This window comes from Brevundimonas sp. 'scallop' (assembly GCF_011045535.1).
Classification (GTDB): Bacteria; Pseudomonadota; Alphaproteobacteria; order Caulobacterales; family Caulobacteraceae; genus Brevundimonas; species Brevundimonas vesicularis.
Genome location: NZ_CP039382.1, coordinates 2,896,217 through 2,913,022, shown reverse-complemented (window position 1 = coordinate 2,913,022; position 16,806 = coordinate 2,896,217). Strand labels below are relative to the sequence as shown.

Genomic DNA, 16,806 nt, shown 5'->3' with positions numbered 1-16,806 from the left:
CTTGTCTGGCCTGGGGCTTTTGGCCCTGATGGGCGCCGGAGTGTTCCCCATGCCTGTTTCCGCCCAAGCGTCCCGCACCGTCGCCCGTCACCGCCAGAAGATCGAGGATCTGATCGCGGCCATGACGGTCGAGGAGAAGGCGGGCCAGCTGAACCTGCTGGCCGATCCGTTCCGCTGGATGCCGACGGCGGTGAACCCGCTGGACGGCACGGGCGATCCCGCGCGCGTCACGGCCCTGATCCGCGAAGGCAAGGTCGGGTCGCTGTTCAACGGCATCGGCGCCGAGGCGGGCCGTCGCATCCAGCGCGTGGCGATGGAGGAGAGCCGGCTGAAGATCCCGCTGCTGTTCGCGGCGGACGTGATCCACGGCCTGTCGACCATCTTCCCGGTGCCTCTGGCCGAGGCGGCGGCCTTCGACACCGAACTGGCGCGTCGCACGGCGCGGGCGGCGGCGATCGAGACGGCGGCGTCGGCCGTTCACCAGACCTACGCCCCCATGGTGGACGTGGCGCGCGACCAGCGCTGGGGCCGCAACGTCGAGGGCGCGGGCGAGGACGTACTGCTGAACAACCTGCTGGCCGCCGCCCGCGTGCGCGGCTTCCAGGGCGAAAAGGGTCTGGACGACCGTGACGCGGTCCTGGCCACCGCCAAACACATGGCCGCCTATTCCGCCGCCGTCGGCGGGGTCGAATACAACACCACCGACATGAGCGAGCAGACGCTGCGCGGGGTCTTCCTGCCGCCGTTCAAGGCGTCGGTGGACGCCGGCGCCCTGTCGATCATGAGCGCCTTCAACGACGTCAACGGCGTGCCGGCGTCGGGCAGCCGCAAGCTGCTGACCGACATCCTGCGCGGCGAATGGGGTTTTGAGGGCTTCGTCGTCTCCGACTACACCTCCGAGCAGGAGCTGGTGGCCCACGGCTTCGCCGAGGACGGCCGCGACGCCGCCCGCCTGGCCTTCAACGCCGGGGTCGATGTGTCGATGGTTTCGGGTCTGTATCTGGAACATCTGCCCAGCCTGGTCGCCTCTGGCGAGGTGTCGATGGCGCGTCTGGACGAGGCGGTGCGCCGCGTCCTGAACACCAAGGCGGCGCTGGGCCTGTTCGACGATCCCTATCGCGGCACCGATCCGGTGCGTGAAAAGGCGGTGGTCGGGTCGCGCGAGCACGTCGAGCTGTCGCGCGAGGCGGGCCGCAAGTCGGTCGTGCTGCTGAAGAACGACAACGGTCTGCTGCCGCTGAAGAAGAGTCAGAAGATCGCCCTGGTCGGTCCGTTCGCCGACGACGTGGACAATGTCTGGGGGCCGTGGACCATCTGGGGCGCGCCCGAGCGGCGCGTCTCGCTGGAAGCCGGCTTCCGTGCGGCCATGAGCGATCCGCAGAACCTGACCCTCGCACGCGGCTCGGGCGTCGAGACGCCGCTGGACGGCGGGATCGAGCAGGCCGTCGCCGCCGCCCGCGACGCCGAGGTCATCGTCCTGGCCATCGGCGAGGCGACCAACATGTCGGGCGAGGCCCAGTCGCGCACCGAGATCGTGGTGCCCGCGCCGCAGGTCGCCCTGGTCGACGCTATGGCGGCGCTGGGCAAGCCCATGGTCATCCTGCTCAGGAACGGCCGGGCGCTTGCGCTGGAAGGCAATGTGAAGAACGCCCAGGCCATCGTCGTGACCTGGTTCCTGGGCGAACAGATGGGCCATGCCGTCGCCGACGTCCTGTTCGGCGATCACGGCCCGTCGGCGCGCCTGCCGGTCAGCTTCCCGCACAAGTCGGGCCAGCAGCCCTATTCCTACGACCGCAAGACCACCGGCCGCCCGGCCAATCCCGATCTGGCGAGCGAGGAATACAAGGCCCGCTATCGCGAGACGACCAATACGGCGCTGTATCCCTTCGGCTATGGCCTGACCTATGGCGCGATCAGCTATGGGCCGGTCGAGATGGAGAGCGACAAGTTGGCCTGGGCCGGCGCGCTGGACCTGGCCGTGACCGTGACCAACACCGGGCCGCATCCGGCCGAGGAGCTGGTGCAGCTTTATATCCACGACCGGGTCGCCAGCCTGACCCAGCCTGGCCGTTTGCTCAAGGACTTCAAGCGCGTGTCGCTGAAGCCGGGCCAAAGCACAAAGGTGACCTTCACCCTGAACGCCCGCCAGCTGGGCTTCATCGGCGCGGACGAGACCTGGCGCATCGAGCCCGGCCTGTTCGACGTCTGGCTGGCGCCGCACGCCCAGGGCGGGGCCAAGGCGACGTTCCAGCTGATCGGTCCGGCGTCGATCACCGACGGGCGGTGACGCGCGCCACGTTGACGGGGCAGGCGGCAGGGCTTAACGACGCCGCCGTTTGCCTTCGGCCTTCGTATCGGCCGGATTCGATTTTAGGAGCGCGCCCATGACGACGAAGATTCTTCCGGGCGCCACCGGCGTTCTCGCGCTCGCGGACGGCACGATCCTGCAGGGCATTGGCGTGGGCGCCGTCGGCTCGGCCCTGGGCGAGGTGGTCTTCAACACCGCCATGACCGGCTATCAGGAAATCCTGACCGACCCGTCCTACATGAGCCAGATCCTGGCCTTCACCTTTCCGCACGTCGGCAATGTGGGGACCAATGTCGAAGACATCGAACAGATGGGCGGCGGGTCCGACACCTCGGCGCGCGGCGCCATCTTTCGCGACGTTCCGACCGATCCGGCCAACTATCGATCGGACGCCGGTTTCGACGACTGGATGAAGCGGCGCGGCGTCGTGGGGCTGGCCGGCGTCGACACCCGCGCCCTGACCAAGATCATCCGCGACAAGGGCGCGCCCCACGCCGTCATCGCGCACGACCCGGACGGAAACTTCGACCTGGAGGCCTTGGTCGCTCAGGCGCGCGGCTGGACCGGCCTGGTCGGTCTGGACCTGGCCAAGCCCGCCTCGACCTTACAGGCGTTCGAATGGAACGAGGGCCTGTGGGACTGGCCGGAAGGTCACCCCAAGACCGAAGGCCGCAAGGATGTGGTCGTCATCGACTATGGTGTGAAGCGCAACATCCTGCGCGCCCTGGCCTCGACCGGCGCGCGCATCACCGTGGTCCCGGCGACGACGACGGCGGAAGAGGTTCTGGCCCGCAATCCCGACGGCGTGGTTCTGTCCAACGGTCCGGGCGATCCGGCCGCGACCGGCGAATACGCCGTGCCGGAAATCCAGAAGCTGGTGGCCAGCGGCAAGCCGTTGATGGGCATCTGCCTGGGCCACCAGATGCTGGCCCTGGCCCTGGGCGCCAAGACTGTAAAGATGGATCAGGGCCACCACGGCGCCAACCATCCGGTCAAGGATCTGACCACCGGCAAGGTCGAGATCGTGTCGATGAACCACGGCTTCACCGTCGATCGCGACAGCCTGCCCGACGCGGTGACAGAGACCCACGTCAGCCTGTTCGATGGCACCAACTGCGGCATCGCGGTCAAGGACAAGCCGATCTTCAGCGTCCAGCACCACCCCGAGGCCTCGCCCGGGCCGACCGACAGCCTGTATCTGTTCGACCGGTTCGCCGATCTGATGGGGGTGCGCTGAGGCCATGAAGCAGGGGGCGGTTCGGTCGGACTATCTGGACTGGCTAGCCGAGGCGTTCGAGGTCGGTCGCCGGTTTACGCGCCTGCCGGACGGCGATGTCGTCGTTGGTTATGCGACGGGATACGACGCGGCCGACATCGCGCCCTTCGTCCTGTCGCTGCGGGCTGTGTTCGAGGGCCCTGTGGCCCTCGTGGTCGACGCCCAACCGGATTTGCGCGCCTTTCTGGCCCAACATCGGGTGACCGCCGTCGATGCGCCGGTCTGGCGCGGATGGGCGCCGCATCCGGTGATGCAGCGGTTCGTGGCCTTCGCCGGTCTGCTAGGCGAGCGGCCCGGCGCGGCCCTGGCCTGCGACGTGCGCGACGTGATCTTTCAGGCGCCGCCTTTCGATCCGGCGCCCAAGGGCCTTGAGGCCTATATCGAGGCCGAGACGCCGCTGGCCGATCACGCCTTCAATATGAAGTATCTGCGCGCCCTGTTCGGCGAGGCGCAGGCGCGGCAACTGGCCGACAAGGCCTGTCTTTGCGTCGGCACCATCGTCGGGCCGCGCGCCGACGTGTCGCGCCTGTCCCGACTGATCCTGTCGCTGGCGGCGACGCCGCGATCCGAGATCGGCGGGGCGTTCGGCGCCGATCAGGCGGCCTTCAACATGGCGATCCATCAGGGTCTGACGGCGATGACCGTGCGCCCCAACTATGGTCGCGTGGCGACCCTGGGCCTGACGCCCGGCGAGACCCTGAGGTTCGAAGGCGGCAAGGTCGTCAATCCCGACGCCAGCGTCAGCCCCATCGTCCATCAGCATGATCGCCATCCGCATCTTGAAGCGCCTGTCCACGCGCTGTGGGGTGGCGGGCTGGAACTGCGTCGGCGGGTAAGGCCCAAGTCGGCGGGGCAGAAGTTCGAAAAGCTGACAGCCTCGCTGCGCCGCCGGATGCCCGAACTGCGCTGACCCGGCTGTGCCAGGCCCAGGCGCTGGCGACGATGGAGGCCAGGTCAGACTGGCGTGGCGCAAAGCCCAGCGCTTGGCGCGCCACGGTGATGTCTGAGACCAGATGCGGCGGGTCGCCCGCGCGGCGCGCTCCGGCTGCGTCGGGCAGACGAAGGTCGCTGTGCGCCATGATAGCCTCAAGCACCTGCCGCACCGAATGGCCGCAACCCGCCCCCAGATTACAGGCGAAAAAGCCGCGTCGGTCGCCGAGCAACTGCGTCAGGGCGGCGAGATGGCCCCGAGCCAGGTCGCAGACGTGGACATAGTCGCGCACCGCCGTGCCGTCGGGCGTCGGATAATCGGTCCCATGAACGGCGAAATCGTCGATCTGGCCGCGTAGGGCCATCATGGCGCGCGGGATCAGATGGGTCTCGACCGGCCGATCTTCGCCGATCAGGCCTGACGCCGAGGCGCCGCTGGCGTTGAAATAACGCAGCGCGATGACGTTCAGCCCGTGCGCTGCGCTGGCGTCCGACAGGATCTGCTCGCAGCCCAGTTTGGAGCGGCCATAGGGGGTGACGGGGGCCAGCCGCGTCGCCTCGGTGATCGGATTTTCGCCGGGATCGCCATAGACGGCGCAGGTGCTCGAAAAGACCAGCCGGTTTACGCCCGCTTCCCGCATCCCGCCCAACAGGCCGAACAGACCGCCGACATTGTTGCGGTAGTAGTCCAGCGGCGCACGCACCGATTCAGGGACCACGGACGAGCCGGCGAAATGCATGACGGCGCTGATGTCGTGGGCGATCAGGGTGTGGCGCACCTTGTCCGCGTCCCAAACATCGCCCTCGATCAGCGGCCCCCAGCGTACGAACCGGCGCCGGCCGGTCGACAGGTTGTCATAGGTGACGGGCCGATAGCCGGCGGCCGCCAGGGCCTCGCACACATGGGCGCCGATATAGCCCGCGCCGCCCGTGACCAGGATCGCCTTCGCAGATGACAGCGCCGATCCGACTTCGCCCATCCGCTCTTGTCGGATACCGAGGGTCGGTAAATCAACCCCAAATCACTCTCGTATGTATTCAGGGGTGTGTGGCGACTGTCAGGGGATCGGCGAGAAACTGCGTTCTTCGCGCAGGGCGCTGGCTTTCCGGACGGCGATCGGTGCGGCATGCAGCCAGTAGTCGGCGTCTTCGAGACGCTGCTCCCTGCGGCGCTCCAATCCGCGCATGCGGCGCAGGGCGGCATTCTGGAGAAGGCGCGCATGCAGGGCGCGGGGCGACAGTTCGGCGATGGCGGGAGAGCCGGGGACGGCGACGGCGTCGGGGCCTTTGGGCTCCACCGCCGGGCGGGCGATGGCGATGAACATGAGGATCTCGGTGCAGGAGGGAGAGGCGCTTCTGCGCCGAGCTAACGAGGGGTTAACCACAGTCCCTGTGGATAGTTCCTGACTGCGTCCGAAAAAAGTCCGTGAATCGAAAGACTTACTGCCCGTTTCCGGACAAAATAGTTACCGAAATCTTAATCCGGGGTCGGAGCGTTCGCTCAACGATGTACGGTAAGGGCGCTGAAAAGGCGCCGCCGGTGGCAGTCCCTAGGGGAGTCGAACCCCTCTTTTCAGGTTGAAAACCTGACGTCCTAACCGATAGACGAAGGGACCGCGGCCGGGGCGGCGCATTTGCCCCGGTTCGGCCGCTCCTGCAAGCAAAAAGTTACGCCGCTTCCGCCTTCGCCGGGACGAGGGCGTCCAGCGCCGGGAACAGGTCGGCGATCAGATCCTCGACATGCTCCAGACCCACCGACAGGCGCACCAGGCCGTCGCCGATGCCGGCCGTCGCGCGCTGTTCCGGCGTCATGGCGGCGTGGGTCATGGTGGCGGGGTGGGCGATCAGGCTTTCGACGCCGCCCAGCGATTCCGCCAGGGTGAAGATCTCCAGCGTCTCGACCAGATCGCGCACGGCGTCCGTGCCGCCTTGCAGCTCAAAGCTGAGCATGGCGCCGGGTCCGGCCTGCTGGGCCGCGACCAGGGCGTGATTGGGGTGGGACTTCAGGCCCGGATAGTGGACAGCCTTGACCGCCGGGTGGGCGGCCAGCTTTTCGGCGATCTTGCCGGCCGTGGCTTGTTGCCGCTCGATGCGCGCGAACAGAGTGCGCACTCCGCGCAGGGTCAGATAGGCGTCGAAGGGCGAGCCGGTCACGCCGGTGCAGTTGGCCCACCAGGCCAGAGTCTGGTGATCCTCGGCGTCGGCCGAGATGACGGCGCCGCCGACCACGTCGGAATGGCCGTTGATGAACTTGGTCGTCGAGTGGACGACGAAGTCGGCGCCCAGCTTGATCGGGTTCTGCAGCGCCGGCGACAGGAAGGTGTTGTCGCACACGACCTTGGCGCCCGCCGCATGGGCGCGGGTGCAGATGTCGGCGACATCGACCAGACGCAGCAGCGGGTTGGACGGGGTCTCGACCAGTACCAGCTTGGGCTTCAGCGCCAAGGCGGCCTCGAAGGCGACGGGATCGCCCTGATCGACCAGCAGCAATTCGAAATGCCCCTTTCGGGCGCGGGCGTTCAGCAGGCGACAGGTGCCGCCGTAGCAGTCGTGCGGCGCGATCAGCAGGTCGCCCGGCTCCAGCAGGGTCAGGGGCAGGTCGACCGCCGCCATGCCGGTGGCGGTGATGACGCAGCCGGCGCCGCCTTCCAACTCGGTCAGGGTCTCGGCCAGCACGTCGCGGGTGGGATTGCCCGAACGGCTGTAGTCGTACTTCCGCTTCTGATCGAAGCCGGCGAAGGAATAGTTGGACGACAGATACAGCGGCGGCATGACCGCGCCATGGGCCGTGTCCGTGTCCACGCCCGTGCGGGCGGCGATGGTGTGCGGATTGGCGGGGCGGGAAGTCATGCTTTGATATCCTTCAAGGCGGCGCGGAGGATGTCGCCGACGAAGGCGTCCTCCTTCAGAAAGGCGTCGTGGCCATAGAGAGAGGGCGCCTCGACGAAGCGCCACAGGGTCGGCAACCGCGCGGCCAGTTCGCGGATGTCGTCGATCGGCACCAGACGGTCGGAGGTGAAGCCGATCAGGGTGACGGGGGTGGTGATGGCTTCCGGCGTCACGCTGTGGCGATCCAAAGAATCGGACATCGACAGCCAGCGGGCCGGGGTGGTGTGGGTCCGGTAGGCCTGGCCCCGCGCCGTCAGATAGTCGCAGACGGGATAGGCGCCGCCGACAGCCGCGGGCGCAGTGGTGTCGAAGCGGTCGTCGAATTCCTCGGCCGTGCGATAGGTGGTCATGGCCAGTTCGCGGGCCAAGGCGACGCCTTCTTCCGGACGGCCGGCGGCGACGGCGAACTGCAGGATGCGGCGCTGGATGCCGCGCCAGGCGGTCGCCTGGGGATGGGCGCGGTGGGCGGCCGACACGATGATCAGCTGCTCGGCCCAGTCGGGGAACAGTTCGGCGAAGGCCAGGCCGACCATGCCGCCATAGGAGCAGCCGACGAAGGCGGCGACGCGCTCGATCTTCAGATGGTTCAGCACCAGGGCCAGCAGGCGGGCCTGATCCTGGGTGGTGATGGTGACGGGCGCATCCAGGAACTCGGCGCCGGGGGCGAAATCGACGGCCAAGACCTGAAGCCGGCTCAGATCGATGGGCCCGCGCACCGATACGGCGCCGGACCACCAGCCCAGGCCGTTGGTCTCCGTCCGGTGGACGAAGCGTCCGGCCGAGATGCCGCCGGCGACCACGACGACGGGGGCGCCGATCCGGCCATGCAGGCGGCCGACGATGTTGGGCTGGTTCAGCTTTTCGCCCGAGGCGAGGCGGAAGTCGGCGGGAATGGGAACGATGACGTCGCGGGCGCCGCCGCGCTCACGCGTCGGTTCGCGGACAGGGGTAAGGGCTGTCGCGCGGCGACAGTCGGGGTCTTCGAGCAGGGTGGTTTCGGCCAGGGTCATCGTCGTTCCGCATCGTTCTCGCTCAGCAAGTCTCGATGCGGTGACAGAGCGTGGAGCGTCGTCTCGTCGATGCTCCACTCATCTCTCGCGACCCCGAAGGACCCCGCAGGAGTTGGCACCGTTTCGAGCTGTGAGACCCGATGGTTGCCCCAGCGTCAAAGGGCCTAATCCCTCGGCTGGTCTTGATGAGTGACTTTACGTTGATGATCGAGGCGGTGCCGGTCAAGCGAAAAATTCAACCTCATTGGTGGCATGGGTCGACTCGATAGGGGTGAAAACGCGCAATAAGCGCCTTGTCGTGAAAAAATCATCCCATGCGACTTGACAGAGTCAGGGTTGTCCGATCACCCTAGGCTCAGATTTCAACCGGACCTGCCCTGTGCAACAGCGCTCGCTCATCGCCGAAGTTTCGACCGTCGCCGGCCTCGCCGCGACGCGTTTCGGCATGATCCTCGGCGGCACGATTATCGGCGGTACCACCGGCACCACCACCATGCCCGAACGGGCGGGACGAGTTTAGCGCGCCGAACACCGGCAACCGCAGAACCCGAACCCCGCCCGGTCCGCCAGGCGGGGTTTTTCTTTTCACCCCACCCCATCCCGATCTTTCCCGAGAACCCCGATGTCCGCCCAACTCGCCGTCGTAGAAAAATCCGAAAGCCTCGACCCCAGCAGTCAGCCTGCGCAAGAGGTGGTGGTGCTGAAGTTCGGCTCGTCCATCCTGCGCAGCCCGGCCGAAGCGCCGCTGGTCGCCTCGGCCGTCTATGGCCATGTGCGGACGGGCCGAAAGGTGGTAGCGGTGGTCTCGGCCTTCGGCGGGGCGACGGACCGGCTGCTGGGCGAGGCGCGGGCGCTGGGCCTGGCCCATTCCAACGACCTGCTGCCGGGCTATGTGGCCCTGGGCGAGGAAAAGTCGGCGGCCCTGGTGGCCATCGCCTGCGACCGGATCGGGCTGGACGCCTGCGCCCTGTCGGTGCGGGAGCTGGGTATCGTGGCGGAGGGCGAGCCGGAGCATTCGCGCCCCTGCGGCCTGCGACCCGACCATCTGAAACAGGCGCTCGATAGGCACGAGGTGGTGGTGGTGCCCGGGTTCGGCGCGGTGCGGCCGGACGGCAAGGTGGCCTTGCTGGGACGAGGCGGATCGGACCTGACGGCGGTCTTCCTGGCGGCTGAGCTGGGGCTGAAGAAGGTGCGGTTGGTCAAGGACGTGGACGGCCTCTACGACCACGACCCCAATGACAAGACGGCCCCGGCCCTGCGCTATCGCCGCGCCTCCTGGGATGTGGCGCGCAAGCTGGGCGGCGCCCTGGTCCAGCACGACGCCATCGACCTGGGCGAAAGCCGCGGGGTCGAGATCGAGGTGGCGGCCCTAGATCGCGCCGACGGCACGGTCATCGGCGACAAGTCGGCGCCGCCCGGCCCCGCGCCCGCCCTGCCGCCGCTGAAGGTCGCGGTCGCCGGATGCGGCGTGGTCGGCGGCGGCGTGCTGGCCAAGCTGCTCGATGATCCCCGTTACGAGGTCGTGGGCGTGCTGGTGCGCAATCCGAAGAAGGCCCGCGACGTGGACTGTCCGGCGTCGTTGTTCACCTCAAACCCGGCGGACCTGTGGGCCAAGAAGCCCGACATCGTGCTGGAAGCCCTGTCGGAGGGCGAGGCGGGCCACGCGGTGATCCGCGCCGCGCTCGAGGCCGGCTGCGATGTCGCCAGCGCCAACAAACAGGCGGTCAGCCGCGATCCGGGCGGGCTGCAAGAACTGGCGAAAGCCAACGGACGGCGCATGTTCTGGTCGGCCTCGGTCGGCGGCGGATCGCCGATGATCGAGACGGTCCGCGCGGCCCGCGCAGCCGGCGAGGTGGTCGGTTTCGAGGCGGTGCTGAACGGCACGGTCAACTTCATGCTGGAGCGGCTGGGCGACGGGGCGGCCTTCAACGAAGCCTTGGCTGACGCCCGGGCGGCGGGCTTTGCGGAGGAGGACCCGTCCTCGGATCTGGAGGGTCTGGATGCGGCGGCCAAGGTGCGGCTGCTGTGCCACGAGGCTTTCGGCCGTTCGCCCGACGGCGACGTGCCGCGCGACCACCTGACCGAGGCGACCTCGGCCGCAGGCGGCGTGCGCCAGATCGGCGCCGCCCATCTGAAGGACGGGGTGATCCGCCCGTCGGTGTCGCTGAACGCCGACCATGGCGACCCGCTGTTCTCGACCCTGCGCGGCGAGGGCAATGCGCTGAAGGTCTACGGCGCCGACGGCCGCGTGTGGCGCTGCCGGGGCCGGGGCGCCGGGCGGTGGGCCACGACCGAGAGCATCATGGCGGACCTGGCCGAGATCGTGCGTGCACGGCGCGCCGATGCGGGCCTAAACTAAGGCCATGGCCGTCTTCACCCCCGTTTCCATCGCCGACGCCGAGGCGTTCCTGGCCGGCTACGACATCGGCGAGGTAGTCGAACTGACGGCCATCGCCGAGGGGGTGGAGAACACCAACTATCGGCTGCACACGACGCGCGGCCGTTTTGTGCTGACCCTGTTCGAGGGGCGGACGGACGAGGCCTCGCTTCCCTTCTGCCTGGGGCTGACGGCGCATCTGGCGTCGCGCGGGTTTCCTTGCCCGACGCCGATCGAGGACCGGACGGGCGGCTGGCTCGGGCGGCTGAACGGCCGAGCGGCGGCGGTGATCGAATGGAAGACCGGCGCCTGGCTGCGCACGCCGTCATCGGCCGATCAGGCGGCGGCGGGGGCGGTGCTGGCGCGGCTTCATCTGACGGCGGCTGATTTTGATCTGAAACGCGCCAATCCGGTCGGGCCGGCGATGTGGCGTCGACTGGCGGATCGGTGCGTCGAGGGAGAAGGGCGGGCGTCCGAGGTAGATCGCGCGCTGCTGAGACAGGTCCAGGTGACGCTGGCGCGGCTGGGCGATCCCTTTACGGACGATCTGCCGGGCGGGGCGATCCATGCCGACTATTTCCCCGACAATGTGCTGTTCGAGGACGGCGCCGTGTCAGCGGTGATCGACTTCTATTTCGGCTGCACCGGCGCCTTCGCCTATGACCTCGCCATCGCCCTGTCCGCCTGGGGCTTCGACGCCGAGGGGCGACCCATGCCGGACGCCCTGACGGCCTTCCAGCGCGGCTATGAATCCGTGCGGCCGCTTAACGGCGCCGAGCGGGAGGCCTTGCCGCGTCTGGGCGAAGCGGCGGCCCTGCGGTTCACCGTGACCCGGCTGCACGACCGCATTTTCCACAATCCCGCCAATCTGGTGACGCCCAAGGATCCTGCGGTCTTCCTGCGTCGGATGGACCACTGGCGCGCGACCGAACCGGCCTGAGGCGCCTGCGCGGCTTCGTCGCTGGAACCGAAAGCTTGGCCGGGATTTTGATGGTGCAACGGCGAAGTCCGCCGCTCCCCGAGGACGAAGATCATGACTGACGAAACCATCAACGGCGCCGCCTCGCAGGCGCAAGGCAAGTTCCAAAAAGGCGTCGGCAAGCTGGTCGGCGACCAGAAGCTGCAGGTTGAAGGCGCTTATAACGACGCCAAGGGCCGTTCGCTGGAAACCTTCGGCAAGGCCATGGATTCGGTCGATCGCCTGGTCGAAAAGGTCCCCGTCGACTACCGCGACAAGGCCCGCACCGTCGCCGCCGAGGCGCGCAAGCGTCCGCTGGTCACGACCCTGTCGGTCGCCGGCGTCGGCCTGCTTCTGCTGCGCGCCCTCACCGGCGGCGGTCGTCGCTAAGACGTTTTAGTGGCGGCCTGAAAAGGCCGCCACGGCGTCACGCGCCGCTTCCATCGTCCCATCGACGATCGTCAACCGCTCGGGCTTGTCGCCCAGGGCGGCGATGACGTTTGCGGGTTCGGGTTCGAAGCCCAGGACGTTCGAGACGAAGTCGCCGAACTTGGACGGATGGGCGGTGGACAGGGCAACGACGGGGCCGTTCGAGCGGTCCTGGCGACGCGCGGCGGCCAGCGCCACGGCCGTGTGCGGGCAGACGACGCGGCCCCAGGCCTGATAGGCGTGGGCGATCTCGGCGCGCGTCTCGTCCTCGTCGATCGAAACCGCCGAGACCTGGTCGCGCAGGGCGGCCAGCAGGCCCGGATCGAAGGCGATGGCGCCGTCACGGGCGAAGGTTTCGAACACCACGCGCGTCGCCTCGGCGTCGCGCCCCGCCGCCTCGAACACCAGCCGCTCGAAGTTGGACGGCGCCTGCACATCCATGGACACGCTGCCGCTTTCGACCGCCGGACGGCGCGAATACAGGCCGTCGTCCAGGGCGCGGGCGAGGGCGTCGTTCTGGTTCACGGCGGCGACGAAGCCGTTCGACGGCAGGCCCATCTTCGTGGCGGCGATGCCGGCGAAGGCGTCGCCGAAGTTGCCGGTCGGCACGACGAAGGTCGCGGCGTCGCCCAACTGGGCCGTGGCGGAGACATAGTAGGGGATCTGGCCGGCCAGCCGCGCCCAGTTGATCGAATTGACCGAAGACAGGCGGCCGCGTTCGCGCAGGGCCTCGTCGGCCAGCAGGCCCTTCACCAGACGCTGGCAGTCGTCGAAATCACCACGCACGGCCAGGTTCAGGACATTGTCGGCCTCGACCGTCGTCATCTGTTTGCGCTGAACCGGCGAGACGCGGTCCAGCGGGTGGAGCACCACCAGATCGACCGACGTGGCGCCGGCGAAGGCGCGCACGGCGGCGGCGCCGGTGTCGCCGGACGTGGCGGTCAGTATGGTCAGACGCTCGCCCGAGGCGGCCAGGGCCTCGTCCGTCAGGGTGGCGACTAGCTGCATCGCCAGATCCTTGAAGGCGGCGGTCGGGCCGTGGAACAGCTCCAACACGAACAGGCCCGGCTCCAGTTCGACCAGAGGCGTGACCAGCGGATGGTCGAACCCTGCGGTCAGTCGGTCCAGCGCGCGGTCCAGCGCGCCGGCGGGCAGGGCGTCGCCGATGAAGGGGGCGATGGCGGCCAGCGCGATGGATTTGTAGTCGGCCTTGCTGGTCCAGGCTTCGGGCGACAGACCGGGCCAGGCGGTCGGCATGTAGAGGCCGCCGTCGGGGGCGATGCCGCGCAGCAGGGCGTCGGAGAAATCGGTTTCGGGCGATTGGCCTCGGGTCGAGACGTAGCGGGCGCTGGAGGTGCTCATGACGCCGATGGTCGTAGCCAGACGGGGCGGCGGCGTCACCCGCTTTCTGGATGATCTTGTCGGGTTTTCGCGGGCTGTGGCCCGACTATCCGCGTCGGGACGCTGCAGTGGCGGTTTAGGCGCACATTTTTGCCGCTTCAGGGGTGATGTCGTCGGTCCTGCAAGAGGGGTTGCGACATCGCCCCGCTGGCGCGGATCGCTGCGACGGTCCATGTCAGGAGCATGAGACGACGCGATCTTCTGATCCGGCTGGGGCTGGTCGCCGGCGGCGCAGGCGGGGCCTGGTGGCTGCGCGACCATGTGGTCTGGCGCGGGCCGACGGTCGCCTTCGCGGCGAACGGCTCCAGCGGCTGGCTGCCCTATGCCGAGCCGCGCGCGCCGACCCCGACGGTCGAGGTGACTGTGAACGGACAGCCGGTGCGGGCCCTGATCGATTCCGGGGCGCAGTATTCGGTCATCGACCGGTCGCTGGTCGAGCGTCTGGGGCTGACCAATGTCTTCAACATCCCGATGGTGGCTTACGGCGTCGGCGGCGACGCCCAGGTCGGACGCGGGACGACGCTGGATGTGGCGATCGGCGGCTTGCGGCTGACCGGATTGCGCGCGGCGATTCTTGGCCTGGGGCCGCTGGCTAGCGATCAGGGATTGGGTGCGGCGCTGATCCTGGGGCAGGACGTGCTGCGCGAACTGGTGCTGGAGCTGGACACGGCCGAGCATCGGGTCCGGTTCCTGCCGCGCGAGGGTTGGACGCCGCCGTCGTCGCTGAAACCCGTGCCGGTGACGCGGGCCGGCAAGACCTTGCAGGCGGGCATCACCCTGGAAGGGGCGACGGTCAATGCGGTGATCGACACCGGCGCCTCGGCCGTGCTGGCCGTCACGCGCGAGACGGCCGAGGCCGCCGGCCTGCTGGACGGCCGCGAACGCACGCCGGGCCAGAGCATCGTCTTGGGCGGAACGGTACGGGCCGAGACCGTCGTCGTGCGCACCTTGACCATCGGCGACGAACTGTATCGTCAGGCGAAGGTCGCCATCTATGACGACGTCGCCGTGCCGGGCTTCCCCAAGGCCCTGGTCGGCATGGCCGCGTTCGAGAACCGCCGGCTTGCGCTGGACCTGGGCGGCCCCGGCCTGTTCGTCGAACGGCCGATGGAGATCACGGTCGCGGCTTGAGCACTGTGATCGGCCGAACCGCGCCCGGCCAGAGCTGGATGCGATAGCGGTCGTCGCCGTCAAGCCCGTCTTCGGACAGGGTGGTCAGTCCGCCGTGCGAAATGCGGGCCGCATAGTCGCCGGCAGGCACAGCGATCCGCTCTGCCTGATCCGGATCGTCCGTGCAGCCGAACACAATCAGCGCGCCGCTGGCCAGGCGCAGGCCGCAGTCGCGCATCTGGTCCCAGGCGTCCGCGTCGGGCGTCGGCGCTGTGGTCAGGATTTCAAGTTCGACCGGGACCAGCATGTTGCGAACCGTGCCGATCGCGATCAGGTCGGGGCCGACGGCCAGCATGCGGTCGCTGTCCGAGCTCCACAGGGCGGCGGTATCGGTGACGTAGGTCTCGTCGCAAACGTAGAACTGGAAATAGTCCGCGAAAATCTCGAAACGGCGGACACACACCGACTTCAGCTCGCCAGAGCCGTCGCCACCACGGCCCTGGCCTCGGCCTGAACGGTCGCCAGATGGTCGGGGCCGAGGAAGGATTCGGCGTAGATCTTGTAGACGTCCTCGGTGCCCGAGGGACGGGCGGCGAACCAGGCGTCGGCGGTGACGACCTTCAGCCCGCCGATGGCCTCGCCGTTGCCGGGAGCCTTCGTCAGGATGTCGGTGATCGGCTGACCGGCCAGGGTGGTCGCGGACACATCCGAGGAGCTGAGCGCGGCAAGCCGGGCCTTTTCCGTGCGATTGGCCGGAGCATCGACGCGGGCGTAGGCGGGAGCGCCGTATTGGTCGGTCAGGCCAGTGTAGAGTTGGCTGGCGGTCTGGCCGGTGCGGGCGTGGATCTCGGCGGCCAGCAGGCACAGCAGGATGCCGTCCTTGTCGGTCGTCCACACCGTGCCGTCGTGACGCAGGAAGGAGGCCCCGGCCGATTCCTCGCCGCCGAAACCGACGGTTCCGTCCAAGAGGCCGGGCACGAAGTGTTTGAAGCCGACGGGGACTTCCAGCAGGCGGCGACCCAGGCCGGCGACGACCCGGTCGATCATGGACGACGAGACCAGGGTCTTGCCCACCGCCACGTCCGCGCCCCAGCCGGGTCGGTTCGCGAACAGATAGGCGATGGCGGCGGCCAGGAAATGGTTGGGGTTTATCAGGCCCGCGTCAGGGGTGACGATGCCGTGGCGATCCGCGTCGGCGTCGTTGCCGAAGGCGACGTCATAGGCTGAGCCGCCCCTCATCATGCCGATCAGACCGGCCATCGCGCTGGGAGATGAGCAGTCCATGCGGATCTTGCCGTCGGCGTCCAGCGGCATGAAGGCCCAGCGCGGATCGACGGCGTCGTTGACGACGGTCAGGTCCAGTCGGTGGCGCTCAGCGATCTCGCCCCAATAGGCCACGGCCGCGCCGCCAAGAGGATCGGCGCCGATACGGACGCCGGCGTTGCGGATGGCGTCCAGGTCCAGCACGTTGGGCAGGTCGTCGATATAGGCGGACAGGTAGTCGAACCGGCCCGCCGCCGCATGGGCCTGGGCGAAGGGGACGCGGCGCACCTCGGTCAGGCCGCCTTCGATCAGCTGGTTGGCGCGTGCGGCGATGGCTGATGTGGCCTCGCCCCCGGCAGGGCCGCCGGAGGGGGGATTGTATTTGATGCCGCCGTCGCGGGGCGGATTGTGCGAAGGCGTGATCAGGACGCCGTCCGCATGCCGGCTATTCGTGCGGTTATGGGTCAGGATGGCGTGCGACACGGCCGGCGTGGGGGTGAAGCCGTCGCGGGCGTCGATCAGCACCTCGACCCCATTGGCGATCAGCACCTCCAGCGTCGTGCGGAAGGCGGGCTCGGACAGGCCGTGGGTGTCGCGACCGAGAAACAGCGGGCCGTCGACGCCCTGAGCCGCGCGGTATTCGGCGATCGCCTGGGCGATGGCCAGGATGTGCGCCTGGTTGAAGGCGCCGTCCAGGCTGGAGCCGCGGTGGCCCGAGGTGCCGAACACAACCCGCTGCTGCGGATCGCCCATGTCGGGCCGGGTCGTCTCATAGGCGCCGAGCAGGGCGTCGAGGTCGATCAGGTCTTCGGGGCGTGCGGTCGTGCCGGCGCGGTCATGCATCGTCAGTCAATC

14 protein-coding genes, 1 tRNA gene, 1 pseudogene and 1 riboswitch are annotated in these 16,806 nt (G+C 68.5%); of the genes and pseudogenes, 8 read left to right on the top strand and 8 right to left on the bottom strand.

What is annotated here, in order from left to right:
- Positions 1–49: 49 nt before the first annotated feature.
- The 3 genes from E4341_RS14645 (at position 50) to E4341_RS15625 (ending at position 4,494) form a co-directional block, all read left to right on the top strand.
- On the top strand, positions 50–2,287 hold the full coding sequence (locus tag E4341_RS14645; RefSeq protein ID WP_165118261.1) for a glycoside hydrolase family 3 N-terminal domain-containing protein: 2,238 nt from the start codon (positions 50–52) through the stop codon (positions 2,285–2,287).
- 97 nt (positions 2,288–2,384) lie between these two features.
- Positions 2,385–3,545 carry a glutamine-hydrolyzing carbamoyl-phosphate synthase small subunit gene (gene carA / locus E4341_RS14640; protein ID WP_165118259.1) on the top strand — a complete coding sequence of 387 codons (1,161 nt, stop codon included), beginning with the start codon at positions 2,385–2,387 and terminating at the stop codon, positions 3,543–3,545.
- A gap of 4 nt (positions 3,546–3,549) precedes the next feature.
- On the top strand, positions 3,550–4,494 hold the full coding sequence (locus E4341_RS15625; RefSeq protein ID WP_240893581.1) for a hypothetical protein: 945 nt from the start codon (positions 3,550–3,552) through the stop codon (positions 4,492–4,494).
- Positions 4,495–4,549: 55 nt separating this feature from the next.
- On the opposite strand, the pseudogene galE reads toward E4341_RS15625, so the two are convergent.
- The 5 genes and pseudogenes from galE to E4341_RS14615 all read right to left on the bottom strand — a co-directional run.
- Positions 4,550–5,494: pseudogene (galE, locus tag E4341_RS14635) on the bottom strand (UDP-glucose 4-epimerase GalE); the annotation flags it as partial.
- Positions 5,495–5,572: 78 nt separating this feature from the next.
- Positions 5,573–5,839, bottom strand: coding sequence for a hypothetical protein (locus tag E4341_RS14630; RefSeq protein WP_066554510.1), 267 nt, complete (start codon positions 5,837–5,839; stop codon positions 5,573–5,575).
- A 216-nt stretch (positions 5,840–6,055) separates the two neighbouring features.
- Positions 6,056–6,130 (bottom strand) — tRNA-Glu (locus E4341_RS14625).
- 52 nt (positions 6,131–6,182) lie between these two features.
- On the bottom strand, positions 6,183–7,364 hold the full coding sequence (metB, locus tag E4341_RS14620) for a cystathionine gamma-synthase (protein ID WP_165118247.1): 1,182 nt from the start codon (positions 7,362–7,364) through the stop codon (positions 6,183–6,185).
- Positions 7,361–8,413, bottom strand: a complete 1,053-nt coding sequence (locus tag E4341_RS14615) for a homoserine O-succinyltransferase (RefSeq protein ID WP_165118245.1) — start codon at positions 8,411–8,413, stop codon at positions 7,361–7,363. The genes metB and E4341_RS14615 overlap by 4 nt, the downstream gene beginning before the upstream one ends.
- Positions 8,414–8,488: 75 nt before the next feature.
- Positions 8,489–8,605, bottom strand: a riboswitch (SAM riboswitch).
- Positions 8,606–8,792: 187 nt separating this feature from the next.
- On the opposite strand from E4341_RS14615, the gene E4341_RS14610 reads away from it, so the two are divergent.
- The 4 genes from E4341_RS14610 to E4341_RS14595 all read left to right on the top strand — a co-directional run bounded on the left by E4341_RS14610 (position 8,793) and on the right by E4341_RS14595 (position 12,138).
- Positions 8,793–8,933, top strand: coding sequence for a hypothetical protein (locus E4341_RS14610; RefSeq protein ID WP_017505697.1), 141 nt, complete (start codon positions 8,793–8,795; stop codon positions 8,931–8,933).
- Between the two features lie 102 nt (positions 8,934–9,035).
- Complete coding sequence (locus E4341_RS14605) at positions 9,036–10,772, top strand: Gfo/Idh/MocA family oxidoreductase (RefSeq protein WP_165118243.1); 1,737 nt, start codon at positions 9,036–9,038, stop codon at positions 10,770–10,772.
- A gap of 4 nt (positions 10,773–10,776) precedes the next feature.
- The gene (gene thrB, locus E4341_RS14600) at positions 10,777–11,730 is read left to right on the top strand and encodes a homoserine kinase (protein ID WP_165118241.1); all 954 of its coding nucleotides are present in this window, start codon (positions 10,777–10,779) and stop codon (positions 11,728–11,730) included.
- 93 nt (positions 11,731–11,823) lie between these two features.
- A complete protein-coding gene (locus E4341_RS14595; protein ID WP_055806344.1) occupies positions 11,824–12,138 on the top strand; it encodes a CsbD family protein in 315 nt (104 codons plus the stop codon).
- 6 nt (positions 12,139–12,144) lie between these two features.
- Here the strand turns inward: E4341_RS14595 and thrC are convergent, their stop codons facing one another.
- Positions 12,145–13,578: a threonine synthase gene (gene thrC, locus E4341_RS14590; protein ID WP_240893580.1), complete on the bottom strand. Its 1,434-nt coding sequence runs from the start codon at positions 13,576–13,578 to the stop codon at positions 12,145–12,147.
- A gap of 183 nt (positions 13,579–13,761) precedes the next feature.
- Here thrC and E4341_RS14585 point away from each other — a divergent pair, with 183 nt between their 5' ends.
- Positions 13,762–14,709: a retropepsin-like aspartic protease gene (locus E4341_RS14585; protein WP_165118239.1), complete on the top strand. Its 948-nt coding sequence runs from the start codon at positions 13,762–13,764 to the stop codon at positions 14,707–14,709.
- Here the strand turns inward: E4341_RS14585 and E4341_RS14580 are convergent.
- On the bottom strand, positions 14,693–15,151 hold the full coding sequence (locus E4341_RS14580) for a hypothetical protein (RefSeq protein WP_165118237.1): 459 nt from the start codon (positions 15,149–15,151) through the stop codon (positions 14,693–14,695). The two genes, E4341_RS14585 and E4341_RS14580, sit on opposite strands and share 17 nt — an antisense overlap.
- A 5-nt stretch (positions 15,152–15,156) precedes the next feature.
- A complete protein-coding gene (gene pgm / locus E4341_RS14575) occupies positions 15,157–16,794 on the bottom strand; it encodes a phosphoglucomutase (alpha-D-glucose-1,6-bisphosphate-dependent) (protein ID WP_165118235.1) in 1,638 nt (545 codons plus the stop codon).
- Between the last annotated feature and the right edge of the window lie 12 nt (positions 16,795–16,806).